Source organism: Nostoc sp. NMS8, from assembly GCF_017115045.1.
In the GTDB taxonomy this organism is placed as follows: domain Bacteria; phylum Cyanobacteriota; class Cyanobacteriia; order Cyanobacteriales; family Nostocaceae; genus Nostoc.
Map to the genome: position 1 here is coordinate 160,483 of NZ_JABXKK010000098.1, position 21,034 is coordinate 181,516.

Here is a 21,034-nt window from a genome sequence, read left to right on the forward strand (position 1 = left end):
TCTAACCCTGCTCATCCAAACTCAGATATGGAAGAAGCAGGTAAAAATAATACAATGGTAAAACAAAATTTTCAACCGGAACATACGCCGATATCTCCGTCAGATGTTTCTAAAAACCTGTCAACTACCATCAACTTCAGCGAGATATCCAAGTCTTTTGACCCAGACGCTATGCCTATTTGGGAACTGGTAGCTGAAATCTCTGCCCAAGTCCCTGATGAAGAATGGCAAAAACTACCTACTGATTTAGCTAGGAGATTTGATTACTATCAGAAACAGAACGCAGAAGGGTTAGACAATGAGTGAAACTCAAACCCAGTTACCGACAGATACATGGATTTGTGCTTCTTGGCAGGAGTATCAGGAAGCGATAGCTAACTTGCTCAACGAGAAGGGAAAAAGCTATTACTACAAAGGACACATGAGGCTGGAAATGCCACCAGTTAGTTTTGATCATGGTAAAGACCATGTTGTAATTATTTTTGCAGTGACTCTATTTGCAGCACTTAAAAGCATTGCAGCCACAGGTTTAGACACAACCACCTTTCGTAAAACTGGTGTTCGGGATTGTCAGCCTGATGTGGCGTATTATCTCAGAGAACGCGCCCAAACTATCCCAGCAGGTACAGGAATTGTCAACCTCGATCGCTACCCAGCACCGGATTTAGTGATTGAGATTGCGAAAACATCTCTGTTGGATGACTTGGGTACAAAGCGATCGCTCTACGAAGAATTAGGCGTTGCTGAATATTGGGTAGTGGATGTTCAAAATGCCGAAATCATTGCCTATGCGATCGCAGATCAAGGCAGTAAACGTATTCAAGAATCACAGGTATTGCCTGGATTGGCGATGTCTATTTTAGAAGAAGCTTTACGCCAAAGTCGTGAAATGAGTCAATCTGAAGTTGGAGCTTGGTTATTGAGCCAGTTTCAGCAAAAGGAGGATTGATCGTTGGCAATTGACAAAGTTACATTTTGTCTTCTATAGACTTTCTGGCTTCTTCTATCTGTGCAGCCAGCTTTTCTTCATCAGGTAATTTTAGCTGATATTCCCTGGCTAAAATATTGGGTAAATTTTCTAATGCATAATGTGCCACAGCTTCATCCTTTTGACTGCACAATATCAACCCAACAGGCGGATTCTCTCCAGGGTATGTCCAATGTTCTTTAGCATAATTTACATAAAAATTCATTTGTCCAGTGTCAGCCGGCGTTAACTTCCCCAGCTTCAAATCAATTACTATCAGACATCTCAGCAGCCGATGAAAAAATAATAAATCTACCCGATACCATTCATCGCCAACGCGCAAACGTTTCTGACGAGCTACAAAAGCAAATTCACTTCCTAATTCTAATAAAAAGTATTCCAGCTTATCGATTAATGCTTGTTCTAAATCACTTTCTGAATATTCATCCTTCAATCCTAAAAATTCTAAGACAAATGAATCTTTAAGTTCTTGTTCAGGGGTTAAGATATCTTCTACCTGCTTTTCTTCACCTTTTTTCAGCGACGCAGTTTTATTTTTTGACAGGGCTACTCGTTCATAAAATTTACTTTCTATCTGTCTTTTTAGTTGTCTTTCGCTCCAGCCTGCGCGTAGTGCTTCAGTTTCATAAAATTCTCTAGCTTTCAAGTCATGAACTGAAAGAAGACGAACATAATGTGACCAAGGTAAAGGAAATCCTTGAGCTAAAGTTGATAAATTAGATTCAGCAGACAGTGTTTGCGAAATTTGCCATTCCAGATAAAAACGACGCATTAACTCTAAATTACGCTCAGAAAAACCTTTGGTAAATCTGGCTGTTAAATCTCCTGAAAGCCTTTTTATAACTGCTGCTCCGTATTCTGCTCGCTTCTCTCCACCCTGCTCAAGTTCTACAATCCGTCGCCCAAGTTGCCAGTAAGTAGCCGTCATGATTGCATTTACTGAACGAGCAGCTGCACGACGAGATGATTCTAGAAGTTCAATTAAATCAGCGAGAGTGTTTTCGTAGCCGTTAATCACGATATCCTTCTCAACTGCGTTTTTGTGTTTTAAGAATTACTGCATTGTGTTATTTTACGATTTATCAAATAACTTTTTTCATAAGATGTTGTGCAGAGACGCAATTTGACTCGCATCTCTACAATCTCTTTCCATGACTTTTACTCAGCGTTCACAAATTCCCAATACCCACTGCTAAGTTCTTTCACCGCCAAGTCATAAAATTGCTTACCGTGTTCGGGCGTTGCTAAAGCCGGATTTGAACCCATACGTCCATCTGGATAACGCACTCGAAAGTCAGCAGCGCTATAAATCCGATGTCCCCTTGCAACTTCTGGTGAAAGGTATGCTTGCTTAATCGCTTCTGGATAAACATACTGAGTGAGCGCTACTTCACTTGGCGTTGCATGAGAGCCTTCTTGATCCCCATATAATTCTTTAGCTAGCTTATATACCGAACCGCACATAAACCAGTTTGCCACTTGACATTGCACCTGTTGAGCATTGGGAATCTGCAAATCTTCTAAGTGCGCGTAAGTTTCTGAGAAAGCCGCTTTCAGGGTGGCGATATTCCCACCATGTCCGTTAATAAAGTAGAACTTGCTAAAACCAGCTTTGGCTAAACAAGTTACATAATCTCGTACTACTTGAATCAAAGTGCTGGGACGCAGACTGATTGAGCCAGGAAAAGCAGTATGGTGCAGTGCCATGCCCACATTGATTGTAGGGCCAACGATCGCTTGGGTTGCATCACCTACACCAGCTGCGATCGCTTCTGCACAAATAGCATCAGTACCAATTAACCCCGTTGGCCCATGTTGTTCTGTGGAACCAATAGGAAAAATAATCCCCTTTGACTGCTGTAAATAAGCTTCGACTTCTTGCCAAGTACTTAAATGCAGTAACATTTTTGACGATTTCCTTTGCTGGTAAATAAGCAGATTAACTTTCAAATGGTTTTACCCATACTGTTTTAGGGCAGCCATAAGGTAGTTTTAGCCGGGTATATTCTAAAATAAATTTCTCAATTAAAAATAAAATAATCTCTGATGCGCCTGATTTACTCTTGTCCACTTAGTTACTTTAAATATACTAAAAAGGACGAATGCTAGCAGAAAACTAGAAAAAGTAGGTTAAAAGTACTATTGTTACCTCATTCTCAACACTTGAGCAAAAATATCAACGTATCCAAAAGGAGTTAATGGCTGGGGCGATCGCTCTCGGCGGTGTTTTCATTATTGGCACTTTATGGTACTGGTTAGTGGAAGGCTGGTCATGGGAAGATGCGGCTTACATGACAGTCATCACCTTAGCGACTGTGGGATATGGAGAAACTCACCCACTCGGTAGCCGAGGACGGTTGTTTACAATTGCCTTGATTTTATTGGGTGTAGTCAATATCGGTTACATTGTCAACAGATTTACAGAAGCGATCATTCAAGGCTACTTTCAAGAAGGAATTCGGCTACAGCAACAGAGGCGGTTAATGGAATCCCTATCAGAACATTACATCATCTGTGGATTTAGTCGGACTGGTCGTCAAATTGCCAAGGAATTTCGGGCAGAAGGTGTACCTTTTGTGGTGATTGATTCGGAGATGGAATCGGTACAAAGGGCGCAGACTGAAGGTTATACAGCATACCAAGGTGATGCTACATTAGATGACACACTCTTAGAAGTTGGCGTTGAACGGGCGATTTGTATCGTTGCAGCACTCCCTTCGGATGCCGAAAATCTATACATTGTTTTATCGGCTAAAACACTGAATTCGGGAGTTCGGGCGATCGCCCGGGCAAGTACAGAAGAAGCTTTGCAGAAATTAAGACGCGGTGGTGCAGATGAAGTCATATCCCCCTATATCACTGGTGGAAAACGTATGGCTGCTGCGGCTCTCAGACCCCAAGTCTTAGACTTTGTAGATGGAATTTTGACAGGTGCAGACCGTCAGTTGTATATGGAAGAATTTTTACTCGACCCGGCTTTTTGTCCTTTTGTGGGTCAGAGTTTGCAAAAAGCGAGATTGCGATCGCAATCTGGGGCATTAGTCCTGGCAATTCGCCGTCTTGACGGGACTCTCATCGGTGGCCCCACTGGTGACACGTTGTTAATGCCAGGCGATCGGCTAATTGGTATGGGTACAGCAGAACAGTTACGGAGTCTGAATCAAATTCTCGGCCCCATTAATTCCAAGAAACTGCGGCGACCGAAAAATAGTTGAGTTGGGTAAGCTGGTAAATATTTCATTAATAAGTAGTTTTATTCTTCTATCTGGTGCTTTATTTTGTAGTTCACTTACCAGTTAATATCCACTGCAAAAATCTGATTTCTATCTTGCGGTTGGGCTAGACAAATTTTGATGTGATTAGGCTGTGTTTTAGTCATTACTAAATAACACATCTTTTGATACATTATATTTAACTCAAACACTGAAAATCAATGGCTTTCCTAACCAATGCTCAACGACAAATTACAAATGACTAACAATCAATTTCTCTCCACCCATGCCTAGCTGCTATGCCTTTTGTAACCCATTCGATCACAATTGGGGGAGCTTCTGATATCAAAATGCTAGGATAAACTGCTGCACCCCAATCGGGATGAATTAGTACACGGCATTGATTTTTGATCACTGGATAGTTAAGCAAAGCTTTGACAACTGCTGTGTCATCGTGGGGGATTGCTCCGGGATGGGAGAGTAAAGGGTAGCCTGTACGAGGGTCGATTAAGTCAGTTAAGTAGCTGCGATCGCGCAGATTAAATGCTAAATCGCAGCCAAATATCATAAACTTTTCTCGCAAGCGTTCTTTCTCTATCTCTACCTCTGCTGTCTTTTCAACTAATTGATAACGCGATTGTTGTAAAACAATCACTACCCGTAAAAATGGCTGTCGTTTCCAATCTGGTAATATCCGTTCGCAGTTGGCACAGATATATTGACTGGGAGGATGAATTGAAATTTGAACCGCTTGTCCCGCTTCACCAACTAAATTAATCGGACAGGCTTGCTCCGAAGTGTAAACCTTGGGATAGTTCACTAAATTGATTCGGTTTATACAAAATTTTTAATTTAATCTCTGGTATTGATAATAACTCTTAAAAGTTCCAAAAAATCATCATTTTTCTCTAATATGCTGCTTTTTTTCAAAGTAGTTACTAATAATTTGAGAATTTTAATCCGAATTTTAACCTTTATTAACCTGTTTTAATGGGATTTGCTGCGATCGCTGTAAGCGTTGGCATAGGTGCAGATGTCATAGACAAGCGATGCCTATGGCGAGCTACGCCTACGCGCCTGAAAAATGGTCAATCAAAATCCCAAAAAATAACCTCCATCCCATATAATTTGCAGTCAAAACCAAAATGATATAGCTGTCAGCAAAACTTGATTAGACAGATATCTAGTTAAGCAAAGCCTGTGAGACTTTTGCCAAAGGCAAGCAGAAAAAATAAAGGCATTCAGCTATGCAGCCTACTTTGCATAACACCCAATTAATTAAGTTTTAAAGAATTCACTGGAACTTCATCCCAAGAATCGACTGTCCGCAAACGCGCTACCCAACCTGCGGCCTTTTGCGTCTCCGTCAAATTATTCTCAAAAGAATCATGACAATCTTTAGCTTGAGATTCATTACAAGTGGCAATACAGGCATGAATCATCCCAGACGGATCGATTTGCTCATTTACCCAAATAGTCATAGAATATTACCTCAAAAACTTTAGCAAAAAAGCCATTTGTAATTTTAGAATACTATTAAAATCAAAACTATTTATAGTAAACTAATCCCAATTACTATAGTAATCAGGTTTGATTTTTGAACAGATACGTAGGGTGCGTTACGCTGTCGCTAACGCACCCTACGTATCTGTTCAAAAATCAATAGGTGTCAACTTAACATAAAAGCAAGCCTAGAACCAGCTTTTAGATATTATCTCGTTCCCAGTCGGAGACTGAGAATGCCGTCTAGAGGCTCCGCCTCTCTTGCTAGCAGCAGAGCCGCCAGGAGAAGCATTTCCAGCCGGAGGCTAGAAACGAGGTTTTAAAGCAATACAGTTCAAATAAGCCTAAAACCCTCATGTCGAAACGCGATAAATCGCGTCTTCAAAGACCAATTATCCTTAACTGAACCTATTGGGTTTTAAAGAAATTTCAAAGTTGATACCCGCAGAGGCATTGCCGTGCCCCTGCGGATGTCCCTTACTAGATTGTGAAATACTATATTCGCCAACTGTCTCTTTTGAAAATTCGGGACTCTATAACTACTGCAATATTATTTAAGGGATAGAGTTGTAACGAGTTTTGACAGATATTGATAGATGCAAATTACTGATTCTACAACTTTATCTGATGATACTCGTTGCGAGCCTCTCTCTAATAAAAATCAAAATTGAGTTATCAAATCTTAGTTTTATGAATAATCAAAAAGCATAAGGGATCGCTAATCAAAATAATAATGTTTTTTCACGTCCCTTGTAATTTCCCATGTGCAGGACATACCAACGGGAAAAATAACTAGATCACCTTTACCCATTTGCACTGGCTGTCCACCATCAGGAGTCACAACTACGTCACCTTCCAAAAAGTAGCAAGTTTCTTGAGAATCATAAGTCCAAGGGAATTTGGAAAAAGGAAGTTTCCAAATTCCCCATTTAAATACACTCAATTCATTGAGATATTCAAGTCTAGGTTGATGCTCGATTTTAATTTCCATATCGTGTTTTCTCTAGTTATGTTCAACAGTAGGATTGAATATCCTCTCCACACTGATCTACTAGATAACACAAAGCCCGAAAACGCAAGTAAACAAGTTCATTATAAAGTGGATTTAGTTTGCACATTGGTGGAATGTGTCCTATTTTGCGACCAAAAAGTATGATATCACGCTCGAATGGACACTGAGCAGGTATTAGTTTAGCAATAAATTTGGCTAATTTCCGATTCTGAATCTGAATTTGATCCAGCCATTGACGTAATGGTTGCAGTAAATCTAATTTAGGTTGAGTAAACTGCTTTTTGCTAAGTGTTTGATTATTTTCTTCTAAAGGTTTAATAAAAGCAGTCAGAAAAATACGCTGATTATTTGTTTTAAGCATAGCTTTAGGCAAGGTTTTCCTTGTGTAGATGAACTATTTGCCGATTCAAAATATTACCATGTAATCTGTCTGGACAATTTAGATTGTGCTTGTAGATTCAGAAGCAAAGTAAGCACAATGCAAACAATTTACATCCATCTTTTGGAGGGGAAATTGTTTAACTAATTGTTATTTAAACCCACCAAATCATGAAGAACTGTCCCGTTAAATACAAAATAACAAAGAAAATATAAAAATGGCATTTCTTTAACTTATGAATTTCTAATCTGTAAGATAGTAATCTTATATATTAGATGTAAATGCTTGGTTTTGAAACTGCCTAGTATCTAGAGATGTAATTTATGGCAGGCAAATATAGTTTTATTCTTACCCCCTATACACTTCGGTAGAATTAACCTTTAACATCTCTCGATTTTAGGGCATTGAATATCTATATTTTTGTCTTATATACTACACAAGCCAACCTAGATATTATCTAATAAGTAGCTATAAATCGTTTGATAAGGGAACTCCAAGAAATAAATTATCCAATATTGTGGGGTGGGCATCTTAACGCTAATGGCAAGATGCTCACCCCACAGGAGTTAATTGGATACTTTTTTATTTGTCAGTCCCTAAGTCCAAACTCATCCAAACTAATATTTTAACGAGCAGCACAAGATGTAGCGGTGAGCGAGGAGTTATGGGGCATTGCTGTGGGTACTTGAGAAACCAGAACTACGTTCCCATTAGCATCTATAATCCACCCTTGGGCTTCTACAATTTGAGTAGGTTCATTGACAGACTTCACTTTCTGTGATTTCTCTTCTGTATTTCGCTGCGCCTGAGCAACCACTTTTTTCTGAATACCTTCAGCACGATTCTGAGGTTCTGGGGAGAGTGTGATCCAATCTGCCAACACGGCATCATCAGCGATCAATGGCTCTGTGGGATCGGCTACTAGTCCTCCACGCCCAGTAGTAATAAATGAACTCCTTCCTATTGCTCTACTAGAATTACAACCAGCAACAATTTGCTCCGAAACATCAACTAGATTTACGGGCAATTCTACTAATCCTTTACTGGGGTCAGCATCTGGTGAGTTGATTTGTACAGTGCCATTTAATGAAGGGTTTTGCTGAGAAAATGCAGTGATATCACTTGTTGGCAGCCTATTTGGGTCTAGTGGCTCTTTAGGGTTTAACAGCCTCTCTAGGTCTGTACGGGTACGCGGCACAAAACCAAATATGTTCTTAGCAGTGATTGTGATTTTACCACCAGGTCCAAGGTTGGCGTTGGCAGTGATATCGTTATTTCCAAAGGGAGTGGCCACAAGGAAGCCGTTTGGTGCATAGATGGTGATATTACCGCCAGTTTTATCACCCCCTGCATTAGTGGATATTTGGCTGTTGCGGCGCATCAGTAACAAGTCCCGCACCTGTAGTGTAATGTTACCGCCCCTACCTGAATCACTTTTAGATGTGAGTGTCCCTTGATCCAGAAATATGGAGTTAGCAGCTACGTTGAGTGCGCCTGGTATGCCTGGATTACTTGCATTTCCTGTAGGAATTGCAGTATTTGGAACTTTAACACTCACATTTATTTCAGCTCCATCGCGGATAATCAATTTCCCTGTGGTGATATTTACTTGTCCCGCATTTCCATAACTTAGAGTCGAAGCAAACAAACCACTGGCGTTATCTGTCACTGAGGTTCCAGCTATCTCTACTGAATCCAAGGCGTTAACAATTATGTTTCCTCCTCTTCCTTCAGATGGAATCACTTGTGAATTATCTATTATTCCACTAGACTCTGCTGTTACTCTTGCCCCATCTTTAATCAGCAATCTCCCAGTGTTGATTTTAATGTCACCCGCCTTTCCTGTACCAGCCGTTATACCAAGAAACCCAGTAATAGTATTTGGTAAGGTGCTACCAATTAACTCCACGGACTCAGAGGCATTCACTATCAAATTTCCCGCTCCACCGCTACTTAAAGTAGAAGTACTTACTTGTGCGCCATCCTGAACAATTAATTTCCTAGTATTAATGGTTATATCTTCTCCATTTCTGTTACCCCTGGTTTGACTTATCAAGCTCACAAGATTGCCACTTAGTTCTACTGTCCTGCCCTGTACCTGGATACTACCGCCGCTACCAAGTCTATTACTAGTATCTACCTGAGATGGAATTTTAAGCCCGTCAACAGTCACCCGTTGAATTAATTTAATATCTTGGAAATTCTTTACACCTTCATATCCAAAGACCCAACCTTGGTTCATTGGTTTGAGACTGACCAGACTATTATTAGCTACACTGCCTAGCTCAATTCGTCCTGACGCTGCTGTTAAATTGCCGCCCTCGAATGTGATATCACCACCCACAAGTGCCAAGGTTTTGCCTGGCAGCACTCTTAGACCAACTGGTTGCCGAAAGATATTAATTTTGCCATCAGGACTAGCTGCCTGGGATTGATTGCGGATGGGAGCCGCAGTTGCTCCAAATTGCAAACCAATGGGAACACTTACTGTCAGCAAGGGCGTGGCTTGGGGATTTATGGTACTAAACTTTGTACCATCGGAAAAGTTGAGACTACTCGCTGTACTTGCAATAAAGGAACCACCGATGTTTAAAGAAGCATGAGTACCAAAAATAATCCCATTGGGATTAATTAAAAACAGGTTAGCTGCGCTGTTAACTTTAAGGATGCCATCAATATTAGAAATTGAATTACCTGTTACTCGGCTAATAATATTCTGAATCCCCTCAGTATTTTTAAACTCAGCCGTAGTCCCGTTGAGTACAGAGAACTCTTTAAAACTGTGGAATAAATTGCTTCCTAAGCGGGTTCCACCTTCAATATTTGTGAGATTGCCCTGTGTTGTAACTTGAGAATTATTAGGTAGAGTAGCATCTGGGGTGATTTGGGCAATAGCAGAAGTTCCAGAGAAAGCTATTGACCCACTTATTAAAATTCCTAACCCTTTAAACCTGCCACACAAAATACTCATGATGAATAATAAACTCCTCTAAAAAATGATGGTGACGCTGTGCCTCTATCAATACTGCTCGGTTCAGGCAAAAGACGCGATGAATCGCCGTCTCTACAATAATTAGTCTTTTGTCTTGACGGTGATTTATCGGATATTTTCAATCTAAAATTTTATCAAAAAATCTTAATCTAAACATATTAGCAACTATATTTAATAAATTAACTATATAACTATATCTATCTCAATAAACTATGATATTCAAATCGTTAATATACGTTTTGGTATTTTTTTAAATATGAAAATATTGGTCGTTCCAAATAATATCAGGTTAGAGGCACAAAATTATTGCGCCTCTACGAAATTTTTTTAATTCCCCTATTAAGAGCAATATTTTTAACTTAAATATTAATAAGCTTGCTCATTAGTAGGTAGCATTATTACCAACTTAATTACTGGGAATATTGCTAATTAATTTTAGAGGTGCTTACTTTGGTATTTAAGTTTACAAAACTGTTAAGTATTAATGGCACGGGCAATCAACAAATCTATCTAGATCGTTTGACCAACAAGTACAACCCGCTAATTTGATATGTTTACCTGGAATTGCTAGTAAAGATTTCTGAACTTGCGCGTCTCCACCAGTATCACTAGATTGGAGTTTAGTTAAATCGAGTGTGTACTGAAATTGTAGAACTTCTTGTGCTGATATACCGTAATCTTTGAGTATCTGACTGAATTTAGTATTCTTCAGAATTTCATGAAATTCCTGCTGAATTTCGTCTTGTAACTGCTGTAATTTTTGAGGATCAATAACTGCTTGCTGTGAAGTTTGAGATTCCATGAATTTTACTTTCCTTGCAGAATGATAAATGTGTGAACATATCTTGTATGTACTAATTTCAATTGACTTCAATTAGTACAGTTTGGCAATAAAGAAATCAACGATACAGACAGAGTTTAGAATGGCACGAAAGCATTAGGCCTCTAACGCTCTTGCGAACTCTCGTAATTATAAAATCAGCTTGGCTAGTAATAATTACGCACTTTGTTACAAAACTTCATCTATTTTTGTTGAATTTCTTGAAAACATTCAGGATTTACTTACGCAAAGGAAAGGTTTTTTGTCATTGCAAGCGATCGCGTATCGCGTAGTGTTTCCCTGCGTAAGTGCTGTTATGGTAATGAGGCGGGATTATTTCCAAAAAATTGGGGTAAAGAGTATATATAACTCCTCACCCCTGAATCTTCTCAATTCAACTCTAAACTAGGCTCCGACAGCTTCCTTGGCGGCGTATAACACTTCAGCGTTAATTTCCTTGAAACCGCGATCGCGGGCAAATTTCTCAGTATTTCGCTTCACTTTACCGCGAACAAATCCCGGAATCTTATTCAATTCTGCTTGACCATCTTTTGTCCAGTTGAGGTCAGAATCAGCAGAAATCCCTCTAGTAATCACTTCTTTAGTATCATGACCGCCGAAGATTTCTAACAGGTGATCTTCCATTCCCAAAGTGAAGGAATTGTAGATCAAATCTGTAATCTGATTTGTCCCTTCATAACCCATAAATGGTTTGTAACCGATGGGGAAATTTTGGACGTGGATTGGTGCAGCAATTACACCGCAAGGAATATCTAAGCGCTTACCAACATGGCGTTCCATTTGAGTGCCGAAAATCGCGGAGGGTTCGACACGAGCGATCGCATCCCCAATTTCACCATGATCTTCGGAGATTAACACTTCATCGCAATACTCGCTAACCTGTTCGCGGAACCAATCTGCATCATATTTACAGTAGGTACCAGCCCAAACAACGTGAATCCCCATTTCTCGCGCCAGAATCTTGGTAATGGCGGCGGCGTGGGTGTTGTCACCAAAGACCACAGCTTTTTTGCCAGTCAAGTTCTGACAGTCAATGGAACGGGAGAACCAAGCAGCTTGAGATACATACAGGGTTTGCTCATTGATGAAGTTTTCATAGTCAACTTCTGCACCTTGAGCGTTAATTACCTGTTGAATCTTGCGAATACAACGGGCAGTTTCCACTACACCCATTGGAGTAATGTCTATATAAGGTGTGCCAAATTGTTCTTCCAGGTAACGGGCTGTAGTCAAACCGAGTTCACGGTAAGGCACCAGGTTAAACCAGGCTTGGGACATCTTTTTCAAGTCATTCACCGAAGCACCTTCGGGAATTAAAGTATTTACTTCAATCCCCAAGTCAGCCATCAGCCGTTTGAGTTCGGTGCAGTCGTGATTATTGTGGAAACCAAGGGTGGTAGTACCGATAATGTTAACTGAGGGTTTTGCTGTTTTGCCCTCAGGCAACTCGCCGCGCTTGCGGGCTTTTTCAATGTAATATTGGACGATTTGATCCAAAGTGCGATCGGCGGCTTGCAGTTCGTTGTAACGGTAGTGGTTTACATCCGCCAGCATTACATCTCCCTTTGCTTCCAGCTGCGCTCGTTCGACAAAGTTGTGCAGATCCTCTTGCAAAATGCTAGAGGTGCAGGTGGGAGTTAACACAATCAAATCTGGGTGTTCCTCGGCATCCTTACGGACAATGTTATCTACCACCTTCTCTTGGGAACCGCGTGCCAAAACGTTGCGATCGACAACACTGGTTGTCACCGGAGTGAAATCTCTCTCCCGCGATAACATGGAGCGCATGACGTTAAAGTAGTCATCGCCAATGGGAGCGTGCATGATCGCATGAACATTTTTAAAAGAACTAGCGATTCGGAGAGTGCCGATGTGGGCTGGGCCAGCATACATCCAGTAAGCCAATTTCATGTTTATGTTTTCCCTTGTCAACTCAAATAACTAAGTAAGTGGGCGTAAAAAATATCCGATAGACCCGATCGCCAACCCCTTCAGTGCGTAGTTTACCGCCGTAGGCATCGCGTCGCGTGCCGTTGGCAAAGAAGGGGAGTAAGATTAAAGCCAAGGGGAGGGGGTCTTATTATATTTAATTCAGCCCATCTACTTATAAGTGCTTGATTATTAAATCGTTTCTGATTTTCTCAAACCTACTGGCTAAGAAAAAATAAGGTTTGTTGCGGGTTTTCGGGGCGGTGATATGGCTAAAACTCAGTTAATGCTTGGGATGAGGCTATCTATTTGACACTCCTAGACCTAAAGGTACGGGGATTCTTGATTCTAACGAGTCCACTTAGATTAGACCCCTTGCGGTATCTAAACCAGAGGTGGTTTTCTCCTCAAGCGTTAACTTTCCGAGTGCCCCTCGGTAGTTGGTTAATTCCAAATTTTGTTTGTTTAAATTCTGTATCGCCTAGTCCCCATGAAGATTTTACCTATTCCTGGGTAGGAACTAGAACTATGGAATAGAACCCCATATCTTCAATTGTCAAGGTACAGATTGCTGTTAGGCATTTAGGTTTTTATACAGGTTGATTACCGTTCCTGTTAAACCTAATTTTACCAGAATGTGACTGAGGCGTGAACAACTCAACCCGTTTTCATCACGCAGCCGAAACTACGTAATATGGCGTGTACCGCTTGTTACTTACTTGTTACTCAAGGGTTTTCAACGAGTGTTTTTATAAACAATATTCCTGTTGTTTATGTAAAAAAATCTTAATGTTCCGGTAACTTTGTTTATAATACCAGTTCTTAGTTAATTTCAATACATACCTAACAGGAACAGCTCCTTCCCTGGTTGCCGCAAGTACTTATACAAAACTTCGATTATTCACATCAAATATAGCAATTTCTGGCTTCTATTTATCATTTTTGCCAATAACTAAGGTAATAATATTTAGCTAGACCAGTTTATCGATTAAGTGCCTACTAGCTTCATGAAGCTAATCGCTGAGTACATATAAGCGTGACCTCTGGCGAAAAGTCTTGCTTATGAGTATTATTGTTTATTTATACCTACCTAATTAGCGATCAAACTGTGTAAATATGGAACTTTCTTAGGTAATAAGTGTCAAGCAAAATATTCTCAGGAAAAATTCACTTGAAGTTTGAAAGTGAATCGAATACCCTAAGCTAGTAGACAATTTTTTCAATGAAATCTATGAACAAAAAAATTCTTCTGAATTTGCTTTCCACTTCCTCAATTTTTGTGTCGATGATGTCTACGCTGGTGGCATTTCATCCTGCCCATGCCAGTGGTAGTATTACGCAGCGATTGATGCACACACAAGACGGTCGTACCTGTATCACTAACCCACATGGTGGAAACGATTTTGTGTGCATTCGAGATTCAGAGAGAAAGCAACCGTATACCTCTACACGTTCCTCAACTATTGTCACATCAGTATCAGATCGAAATGTTGCCATGTTGAACTTTACTGAAGAGGAAAGCGATGCTGCAATTAGGGTATTTGGCTGCGACTGCCCATTATGTATAAATTCTTTGCGTCAGTTGCAGGGTACTGGAAACTTGGTGTACTAAGATTGAATAGCGTTGATAGCGACTATAACTTTTGTTAGATACACGTGATTAATCACGTATAGAAGATATACAAAACCAAAAAAGCATTTTTAACGAAGTACCACTACTATTATTTGGTTAAATGTAAATTCATTGTAGGGGCAATTCATTAATTGCCTCTACAGCGTCTAATTTTGCTTAAGTCCTGAGAGAAAAAGACGCATAAATTCTCAAGTAGTCTGTGTGCGTCAGAGCGTCTTGTTTATTCAACCACTTCATTCACCGGGAATCGATCAATCAGCTGCATTGCTCGATAGGCATTGCGTTGGAAAGAGTCTGGCAAATGGGGGACATGGGGTATCTGCGACAATAAATCCAACGTCCGGCGTAAAATTCTCACCACATCGCCTTCATCTAAAGTGGTGTTCTCACAAAGTTCTGTCCACTCGATTCCTAGCGCCCATTGTTCCACTATGGCAATTAATTCAAATTCCAACCATATAGGCAGCGCTACGTTATACCGCCGTTGTAGTTGGAACATTTGACGGCGAATTCCCCGCAATTTTGCTAAGGCTTCTGCCACTTCATTGCTAAGGTCAAAGTTAACCTTACTATCTGGACGGGGCGTTTCCATCACTAGAGCTGCTGCTGCTGCTGCTAAATGATGTGGATCTAAGTTATCCAATTCGCCACTAGCGAATACTAAACCCAGCCACAATTCATTCTCGCCTCGAATGGCAGCAGCGATTCGCCCTAATACTGTGGGAACTAAGTTATCTAAAGCGCCAAAGTGTTGCAGAATTGCGATTAAATTCAGAAACTCTTCCCAATGACGTTGTGAGTGTTGCTCGACTTGCCCTTGCAACTGTTCGAGTTCGGCTTCTAGTTCGACATAGCGGGCGCGGCGCTTGAAAAGCGTGGCAGCATTGCCTGATTGATGTAGGGGATGAGCTTCTAATTGCTCTTGGACGGCGGTAGTGCGACTGAGTTGTTCTGCTACTTCTGGGGCCAGATGCAAAGATTCTAGCGGATTGGGGATATGAGCAGCGATCGCAAATGTTTCTTGATTACCACGGCGCGACTGTCCTGGCTTCAAGGGCATCTCTGGCGGTGGTAGCATATCAGGCGGCACCTCAATTCGCGGCAGTTCGGCATACAAATCAACTACATCCCCTGTAGTTGCCACATACCAACGGTTATCATGCCCCAAGCATACCAAGTAAGGAGCTTGACCAGAACCAGGCGATTTTCCGACTAACACTGCGGTTACGGGTGAAGACACGGTGATATTTTTGCCTTTGAGACTCAACAGAGTTCCTGACACCGCAAAGCCCAACATCATCACCAATTCTTCTTGGCGATCTTCTTGTGCTTGCTCTTGTAAGGTTTTCAATATCTGGCGTTCCACTTTCAGCCGTTGCCGCAATTTTTCATAAATAGCCAGTTCATTTTCATCAACTGCGGCGATTTGCTCGTGTAGTTGAGCTAATTGGGTTTGTAATTCGGCAATCTCATCATATTCCGGTCTTAAATGCAAGGTGGCCATGTACTGCCCAAAACTGCGCTCTATCAGTTCCCTGGTTTGCTCTAGAGTGTGGGTTTGCAGCAAGTTGAGTACCATGCCGTAACTGGGCGTAAACTGGCTTACTAAGGGGTCTGGCTTGGATGTTCCCAAATACGCAGCTTCTTTAGCTCCTTCAAAGGGAGTTTGGACTGTCACCACATGACCTTGTTTATCCATCCCCCGTCGCCCGGCTCGTCCCGCCATTTGCAGGAATTCTGAAGCGTTTAATAGGCGATGCCCAGTGTCGGTACGCTTGGAAAGGGTAGAAATTACCGTTGTCCGAGCAGGCATATTAATTCCCGCCGCTAGTGTCTCAGTGGCAAACACTACTTTAATCAGCCCTTGCTGAAATAGTTCTTCTACCAATGCTTTCCAAGCAGGCAAAATCCCGGCGTGGTGGGCAGCAATTCCCCGGTATAGGGGTGCAATTTGTCCAGAACGCCCAGCTTCAGGATTACGGGCTAAAAAGTCATCAATTTGTTCCCGTAAAATTTGGGATTCTTCACTATTTACCAGCCATAAATCCCCCACTTCCGCCACCGCTTTATCACATCCCCGACGGCTGAAGATAAAGTAAATCGCTGGTAGCATATCCCGTTGCTCTAACTGGCTGAGGGTAAAAATTATACCCGGAGCTTCTGGTCTACCACTTCTCCCTCTATCCCTTTCTCCCCCTTTCCCCTTCTTCTTTTGAAGCCGGGGGTTAATTTTGGTTTTGCTATCATTCAGGAGGGGAAATAACCCTTTAGGATTGCAAAAGTGAAATTCTAAGGGAACTGGGCGAAAATCGGAGTAAATCAGGTCTGTTGGGCCGTGAACGCGATTTAGCCAGTCTGTGAGTTGATCGCTATTGGCAACCGTTGCTGATAAGGCTGCTAGTTGCACTTCACGGGGACAATAGATGATTGATTCTTCCCAAACAGTACCGCGCTGGCGATCATTCATGTAGTGGCATTCATCAAGGATTACCGCTTCCACGTCTACCAATGAGATGCCTACTTGCCCAATGGGTGTACCGTAGAGCATATTTCGGAAAATTTCTGTGGTCATCACCAAAATCGGTGCATCCCTGTGAATGGAGGCATCTCCAGTTAACAGACCGACTCGATCAAACCCGAATTTTTCTCGAAAGTCACGTAATTTTTGATTCGATAGCGCTTTTAGGGGAGTGGTATAAAATACACGTTTTCCTCGCGCCAAGGCGCGGTAAATAGCGTATTCCCCGACTAATGTTTTGCCCGAACCTGTAGGGGCACATACAACAACGGAGCGTCCGGCGTTTAGGGACGCGATCGCTTCTTTTTGAAACTGATCCAGATCAAAGGGGAATATAGACCCTAAGTCAAGTTCTGGAGACGGTGCAGGATAATTCACTCAATCACATTTGCAACCAGATTGTTTACTATACTAACGAGTCTTTTGTCAACTTCGTTAATAGTCATTTGTCATTTGTCATTAGTTTTTCACAAAGGATAAAGGACAAATGACAAAGGACTCTTAATTATTTTCCCAGCTCTTGCGATCGCTCTGTGGCAGCTTTGACCGCTTCAATTAAAGCGGAACGAAATCCTGCCTGTTCTAGCTTGGCAATCCCAGCAATGGTTGTACCGCCGGGGCTGGTAACACGATCTTTGAGTTCTGCTGGGTGCATTTTGGTTTCTTGCAACAGTTTCGCTGTTCCTAGTACGGTTTGCAAGGCTAGTTGATTGGCAATCGCTCTAGGTAAACCTGCGGCGACTCCCCCATCTGCAAGTGCTTCTACTAACAGTGCCACGTAAGCGGGGCCGCTACCAGATAGGCCTGTAACTGCATCCATCAGCCCTTCTGACACTTCCACCACCTCGCCTACAGCAGAAAAAACTTGCTGTGCTATTTGGTGATGCTTGGCATTGGTATATGCACCTGAACAAATTGCAGTAACTCCTGCTCCCACAGTGGCCGGGGTGTTGGGCATTGCTCTAATCACTGGCAATTGCACAAATGCAGCTTCTAGCTGATTTAAGGGCACACCCGCCAAAATAGAAATGATTAGAGGTGAATGTTTTCTATTAAGAATATCAATATCTGCTAATTGTTGAGCGATCGCACTAAATACCTGGGGCTTCACTGCCAAAAATAGAACTTCTTTTGCTTCCGTGAAAACCTGGCTATTATCTGTAGTCACAGCAACACCATATTGCTGTTTTAAAAAATCTAAGCGTGAAGGTAGCGGTTCGCTAACTATGACTTCTGATGATTGATAAATTCCACGCGCGATAAGGCGGGATAAGAGCGCTTCTCCCATTACCCCACCACCAATTAAGCCAAATTTTATAGTCATTAATCATTGGTCATTAGTCATTGGTCATTAGTCGTTTGTCATTTGTCACCATGAGCAAAACCCAGGACAAATGACAAAGGACAAAGGACTAACTACTAATTTAACTTTATTGTGCCATCCGGTTAGTTTCGTTGCCCCAGCTTTGATTTGGAGTACCTGTTGTCGGACGGGAAGGACGTACTGGTGGTTGTGGTACTTCATGAAGAACGCCACCTTGGGTACTAACTTGGACACAACTTGGTGTAAACAAAAAGATGCTCTCACCGATGCGCTCTTGATGTCCATCTAGTGCGTAAGTACCACCTGCAACAAAATCTACTGCTCGTTGAGCTTGATCTGGGTCCATGATTGTCAGATTTAATACCACTGACTTGCGTTCGCGCAACGCTTGAATTGCCTGGGGCATTTCTTCAAAGGTGCGTGGTTCGAGTACTAAAACTTCCGAAATCCCGTTAATTGCTCCTGGCATACCAATCACATTCCCCATTGGCTTTTGACCTGCTGTCATATCATCTCCCATTGTAGGCACTGGTTCCCGCCAGCGTCGATTTTGAGCGGCTGTGCTTTCTTGTGGTGCTGGTTGGGGATTTTCTTGCTGATACAGATTTTGGTAATTATTATTCTCTGTTTCTGGTTCTTCTTCGTAATACTCGTATTCCACTTGCTCATTTAGACCTACAAAGTCTCTGAGTTTAGAAAAAATGTTGTTCATTGTGTGTGTACTCTCCTGGTGCGAATAGCCTGTATTGACTTGGCTGAGGATTAGTTGAGATAGGAGCGACCGCTACATCGGTGGATACTTCAGCAAGTGTATTGCTAGTTGTAGCCCATACTACGGGTTTTGGCGATGAACCGACACTTATTGGAAAGGTCTGTGCATCGCCTAAACATAATAACGAGTCAAAATTATATCCTAAGGTTTATCCGAAGGAAACTTCTTTATACCCCATTTTCCCCTGGCGATTGCTCTTGTCAATACTATATCCTTTGTTTCGGATTGCACCAGTCTGTAAGAAAATTCTTGTCAACAAATCCTTAGCTTCTATTAATACTGCCCTGTAAGGCTGATGATTAATTGGCTAATAGCGATCGCCAAACAAGATTGTTCCTAATCGTACCATCGTTGCGCCTGCTTGCACTGCCAGTTTGTAGTCGCCTGACATACCCATAGATAGGTGCTGCATTTTAATATGCGACCAATTTTGCTCTTGGATTTCTTTGGCTAGCTCACGATTGCGATTAAACACACTGAGAATTTCGGAATCTTTTAATCCTGAAGGTGGAATTGTCATCAAACCTTGAATTTGTAAACTTTTGTATTGATTCAGTGTGGGTAAATCAGCTAAAAGTTCTGGCACACTCCAACCAGACTTGCTGGGATCGGGGAGAATTTTCACTTGCAGGCAAACTTGGGGACTCACTCCTAGCTGTTGCGCCAATTGGTCTAAGCGCTGTGCCAGCTTCAAATTATCAACGGAGTGAATCCAAGGGAATTGCTCAATGGCTTTTTTGGCTTTATTGCCTTGCAAATGTCCAATAAAGTGCCAGGTAATATCCGGTAAGTCTTGCAACTCGGCTTGTTTGCTGGCAGCTTCTTGGATACGACTTTCCCCGAAATCACGAATTCCGGCGTTGTATGCAGACCGAATAGCCTCGGCAGAAACTTGCTTGCTAACAGCAATCAGTTTGACTGACGTTGGTAGTGAGGAGCGAATAGTAACAATACGTTCGGAAATCGAACTGTTCATTGGAAGGTGCGCTGGAAAACACTCTGAAGCTGATCGTACTCCTGAGAATGCCCACTACGCCGTAGGGTACGTAAGCGATTTTCCAACATCATTCTTGCCTCAGTACGTCCTAGAGACTGGAATTTGACACCTTTAACGTCATTTGCCACCAAAAAAAATAAGCGCTGGGCATAAAGTGTGGTGAACAAATCCTGGTTTTCATCAACCATACAGATTTTGTAGAGTAAACCCCAAGTTGGATGGTTTATGTAAGTTTCTGCGTTTTCTGGATTCATTTAAGAGTCAAGGTGTAGTCAAGGTGGAAGTTGGAAGTATATATATCTTTTCGCAGTAAATTCCAAACATTCAGACGATAATACCAACATTCGTCAGAATATTTGGTTAAAATGCGAAACTGCGGTTACGAAGACCTTGATCTAGTTCCTAATGGGCAGATGAAGCTAGTGGTAGTGAAGCGCAATAGTACAACAGAAGCCGCGAAGCGTAGATTCAAAGAGTAGAGGAACAGAAGCCGCGAAGCGTAGATTCCAAGAGTAGAGGCTGTTCGACAAATATCACCATCTGCTTTGGTGAGTTCGATTTACCAATCTGTAAGGACAAGGCACAAAATATTCCCGATCCTCTTGTTGAAAGCTCGACGTAGGAAGGAAAAACACCCTTTGAAGTTCCCAACGGCAACGACGAATTTTTCAACTTCTTTCCATACTGCCACAACTGTCGCCCAATGGCACAAAATTGGGATTGGGGATTGGGGATTGGGGATTGGGTACTGGAAAGAAAACTACCATTTATGCAAAAGGTCTATTGATTATCCAGTATTTTCAGTGGTGGAATTTGTGCCTGAGCATTGTGCAGAGATTCGTAAGGGTATCAGTCAAAAATCTTAAGATTAGTTTGTAGTGTTCGAGTAAGGCTGGTTAATATCTAAAATCTACAGGAAATGATAGGGGATCAA

20 protein-coding genes are annotated in these 21,034 nt (G+C 41.7%); 5 read left to right on the forward strand and 15 right to left on the reverse strand.

Features of this window, described 5'->3' with window-relative positions; translation table 11 throughout:
* Positions 1-54: 54 nt before the first annotated feature.
* Positions 55-306: a hypothetical protein gene (locus HWQ39_RS23720; protein ID WP_292850343.1), complete on the forward strand. Its 252-nt coding sequence runs from the start codon at positions 55-57 to the stop codon at positions 304-306.
* Complete coding sequence (locus HWQ39_RS23725) at positions 299-949, forward strand: Uma2 family endonuclease (protein ID WP_292850346.1); 651 nt, start codon at positions 299-301, stop codon at positions 947-949. Before HWQ39_RS23720 ends, HWQ39_RS23725 begins: the two co-directional genes overlap by 8 nt.
* Before the next feature lie 19 nt (positions 950-968).
* On the opposite strand, the gene HWQ39_RS23730 is transcribed toward HWQ39_RS23725, so the two are convergent.
* Positions 969-2,006, reverse strand: coding sequence for a PDDEXK nuclease domain-containing protein (locus tag HWQ39_RS23730; RefSeq protein ID WP_292850349.1), 1,038 nt, complete (start codon positions 2,004-2,006; stop codon positions 969-971).
* Positions 2,007-2,146: 140 nt separating this feature from the next.
* On the reverse strand, positions 2,147-2,893 hold the full coding sequence (locus HWQ39_RS23735; RefSeq protein WP_292850352.1) for a creatininase family protein: 747 nt from the start codon (positions 2,891-2,893) through the stop codon (positions 2,147-2,149).
* Between the two features lie 293 nt (positions 2,894-3,186).
* Between HWQ39_RS23735 and HWQ39_RS23740 the strand changes: the two genes are divergently transcribed.
* Positions 3,187-4,203, forward strand: a complete 1,017-nt coding sequence (locus HWQ39_RS23740; protein ID WP_292850355.1) for a TrkA family potassium uptake protein — start codon at positions 3,187-3,189, stop codon at positions 4,201-4,203.
* Positions 4,204-4,462: 259 nt separating this feature from the next.
* On the opposite strand, the gene HWQ39_RS23745 is transcribed toward HWQ39_RS23740, so the two are convergent.
* The 8 genes from HWQ39_RS23745 to HWQ39_RS23780 form a co-directional block, all read right to left on the reverse strand.
* A complete protein-coding gene (locus HWQ39_RS23745; protein ID WP_292850358.1) occupies positions 4,463-5,020 on the reverse strand; it encodes a methylmalonic aciduria and homocystinuria type D protein in 558 nt (185 codons plus the stop codon).
* 454 nt (positions 5,021-5,474) lie between these two features.
* On the reverse strand, positions 5,475-5,681 hold the full coding sequence (locus tag HWQ39_RS23750) for a glycogen debranching protein (protein ID WP_292716925.1): 207 nt from the start codon (positions 5,679-5,681) through the stop codon (positions 5,475-5,477).
* A 740-nt stretch (positions 5,682-6,421) separates the two neighbouring features.
* Positions 6,422-6,694, reverse strand: a complete 273-nt coding sequence (locus tag HWQ39_RS23755) for a cupin domain-containing protein (protein ID WP_292850361.1) — start codon at positions 6,692-6,694, stop codon at positions 6,422-6,424.
* Between the two features lie 22 nt (positions 6,695-6,716).
* A complete protein-coding gene (locus tag HWQ39_RS23760) occupies positions 6,717-7,076 on the reverse strand; it encodes a Mo-dependent nitrogenase C-terminal domain-containing protein (RefSeq protein ID WP_292850364.1) in 360 nt (119 codons plus the stop codon).
* Between the two features lie 643 nt (positions 7,077-7,719).
* Positions 7,720-10,065 (reverse strand): filamentous hemagglutinin N-terminal domain-containing protein, encoded by a 2,346-nt coding sequence (locus HWQ39_RS23765; protein WP_292850367.1) that lies wholly within the window; start codon positions 10,063-10,065, stop codon positions 7,720-7,722.
* Between the two features lie 502 nt (positions 10,066-10,567).
* Complete coding sequence (locus tag HWQ39_RS23770; RefSeq protein WP_292850370.1) at positions 10,568-10,888, reverse strand: hypothetical protein; 321 nt, start codon at positions 10,886-10,888, stop codon at positions 10,568-10,570.
* A 423-nt stretch (positions 10,889-11,311) separates the two neighbouring features.
* Positions 11,312-12,838, reverse strand: a complete 1,527-nt coding sequence (gene bchB, locus HWQ39_RS23775) for a ferredoxin:protochlorophyllide reductase (ATP-dependent) subunit B (protein ID WP_179065187.1) — start codon at positions 12,836-12,838, stop codon at positions 11,312-11,314.
* Between the two features lie 22 nt (positions 12,839-12,860).
* The gene (locus HWQ39_RS23780) at positions 12,861-12,992 is read right to left on the reverse strand and encodes a hypothetical protein (protein WP_292850375.1); all 132 of its coding nucleotides are present in this window, start codon (positions 12,990-12,992) and stop codon (positions 12,861-12,863) included.
* Positions 12,993-14,087: 1,095 nt separating this feature from the next.
* On the opposite strand from HWQ39_RS23780, the gene HWQ39_RS23785 reads away from it, so the two are divergent.
* Positions 14,088-14,468: a hypothetical protein gene (locus tag HWQ39_RS23785; protein ID WP_292850378.1), complete on the forward strand. Its 381-nt coding sequence runs from the start codon at positions 14,088-14,090 to the stop codon at positions 14,466-14,468.
* Between the two features lie 241 nt (positions 14,469-14,709).
* On the opposite strand, the gene HWQ39_RS23790 is transcribed toward HWQ39_RS23785, so the two are convergent.
* From HWQ39_RS23790 to pipX, 5 genes are all read right to left on the reverse strand, one after another.
* Complete coding sequence (locus HWQ39_RS23790; RefSeq protein ID WP_292850381.1) at positions 14,710-17,385, reverse strand: RNA helicase; 2,676 nt, start codon at positions 17,383-17,385, stop codon at positions 14,710-14,712.
* Between the two features lie 127 nt (positions 17,386-17,512).
* Positions 17,513-18,331, reverse strand: a complete 819-nt coding sequence (proC, locus tag HWQ39_RS23795; RefSeq protein ID WP_292850384.1) for a pyrroline-5-carboxylate reductase — start codon at positions 18,329-18,331, stop codon at positions 17,513-17,515.
* Between the two features lie 106 nt (positions 18,332-18,437).
* Positions 18,438-19,043: a cell division protein SepF gene (locus tag HWQ39_RS23800; RefSeq protein WP_292850387.1), complete on the reverse strand. Its 606-nt coding sequence runs from the start codon at positions 19,041-19,043 to the stop codon at positions 18,438-18,440.
* A 367-nt stretch (positions 19,044-19,410) separates the two neighbouring features.
* Complete coding sequence (locus HWQ39_RS23805) at positions 19,411-20,079, reverse strand: YggS family pyridoxal phosphate-dependent enzyme (protein ID WP_292850390.1); 669 nt, start codon at positions 20,077-20,079, stop codon at positions 19,411-19,413.
* The gene (pipX, locus tag HWQ39_RS23810) at positions 20,076-20,354 is read right to left on the reverse strand and encodes a transcriptional coactivator PipX (protein ID WP_069068710.1); all 279 of its coding nucleotides are present in this window, start codon (positions 20,352-20,354) and stop codon (positions 20,076-20,078) included. Before pipX ends, HWQ39_RS23805 begins: the two co-directional genes overlap by 4 nt.
* Positions 20,355-20,738: 384 nt before the next feature.
* Here pipX and HWQ39_RS23815 point away from each other — a divergent pair, with 384 nt between their 5' ends.
* On the forward strand, positions 20,739-20,966 hold the full coding sequence (locus HWQ39_RS23815; protein WP_292850393.1) for a hypothetical protein: 228 nt from the start codon (positions 20,739-20,741) through the stop codon (positions 20,964-20,966).
* Positions 20,967-21,034 lie beyond the last annotated feature (68 nt).

What these genes read in the sequence shown, in the direction of transcription:
- HWQ39_RS23770 (WP_292850370.1), bottom strand. Translation starts at nt 10,888, where the DNA reads ATGGAATCTCAAACTTCACAGCAAGCAGTTATTGATCCTCAAAAATTA.
- HWQ39_RS23750 (WP_292716925.1), bottom strand. Translation starts at nt 5,681, where the DNA reads ATGACTATTTGGGTAAATGAGCAAATCGATCCGTCTGGGATGATTCAT.
- HWQ39_RS23805 (WP_292850390.1), bottom strand. Translation starts at nt 20,079, where the DNA reads ATGAACAGTTCGATTTCCGAACGTATTGTTACTATTCGCTCCTCACTA.
- HWQ39_RS23725 (WP_292850346.1), top strand. Translation starts at nt 299, where the DNA reads ATGAGTGAAACTCAAACCCAGTTACCGACAGATACATGGATTTGTGCT.
- HWQ39_RS23755 (WP_292850361.1), bottom strand. Translation starts at nt 6,694, where the DNA reads ATGGAAATTAAAATCGAGCATCAACCTAGACTTGAATATCTCAATGAA.
- HWQ39_RS23720 (WP_292850343.1), top strand. Translation starts at nt 55, where the DNA reads ATGGTAAAACAAAATTTTCAACCGGAACATACGCCGATATCTCCGTCA.
- HWQ39_RS23785 (WP_292850378.1), top strand. Translation starts at nt 14,088, where the DNA reads ATGAACAAAAAAATTCTTCTGAATTTGCTTTCCACTTCCTCAATTTTT.
- HWQ39_RS23735 (WP_292850352.1), bottom strand. Translation starts at nt 2,893, where the DNA reads ATGTTACTGCATTTAAGTACTTGGCAAGAAGTCGAAGCTTATTTACAG.
- HWQ39_RS23740 (WP_292850355.1), top strand. Translation starts at nt 3,187, where the DNA reads ATGGCTGGGGCGATCGCTCTCGGCGGTGTTTTCATTATTGGCACTTTA.
- HWQ39_RS23800 (WP_292850387.1), bottom strand. Translation starts at nt 19,043, where the DNA reads ATGAACAACATTTTTTCTAAACTCAGAGACTTTGTAGGTCTAAATGAG.
- proC (WP_292850384.1), bottom strand. Translation starts at nt 18,331, where the DNA reads ATGACTATAAAATTTGGCTTAATTGGTGGTGGGGTAATGGGAGAAGCG.
- bchB (WP_179065187.1), bottom strand. Translation starts at nt 12,838, where the DNA reads ATGAAATTGGCTTACTGGATGTATGCTGGCCCAGCCCACATCGGCACT.
- pipX (WP_069068710.1), bottom strand. Translation starts at nt 20,354, where the DNA reads ATGAATCCAGAAAACGCAGAAACTTACATAAACCATCCAACTTGGGGT.
- HWQ39_RS23760 (WP_292850364.1), bottom strand. Translation starts at nt 7,076, where the DNA reads ATGCTTAAAACAAATAATCAGCGTATTTTTCTGACTGCTTTTATTAAA.
- HWQ39_RS23765 (WP_292850367.1), bottom strand. Translation starts at nt 10,065, where the DNA reads ATGAGTATTTTGTGTGGCAGGTTTAAAGGGTTAGGAATTTTAATAAGT.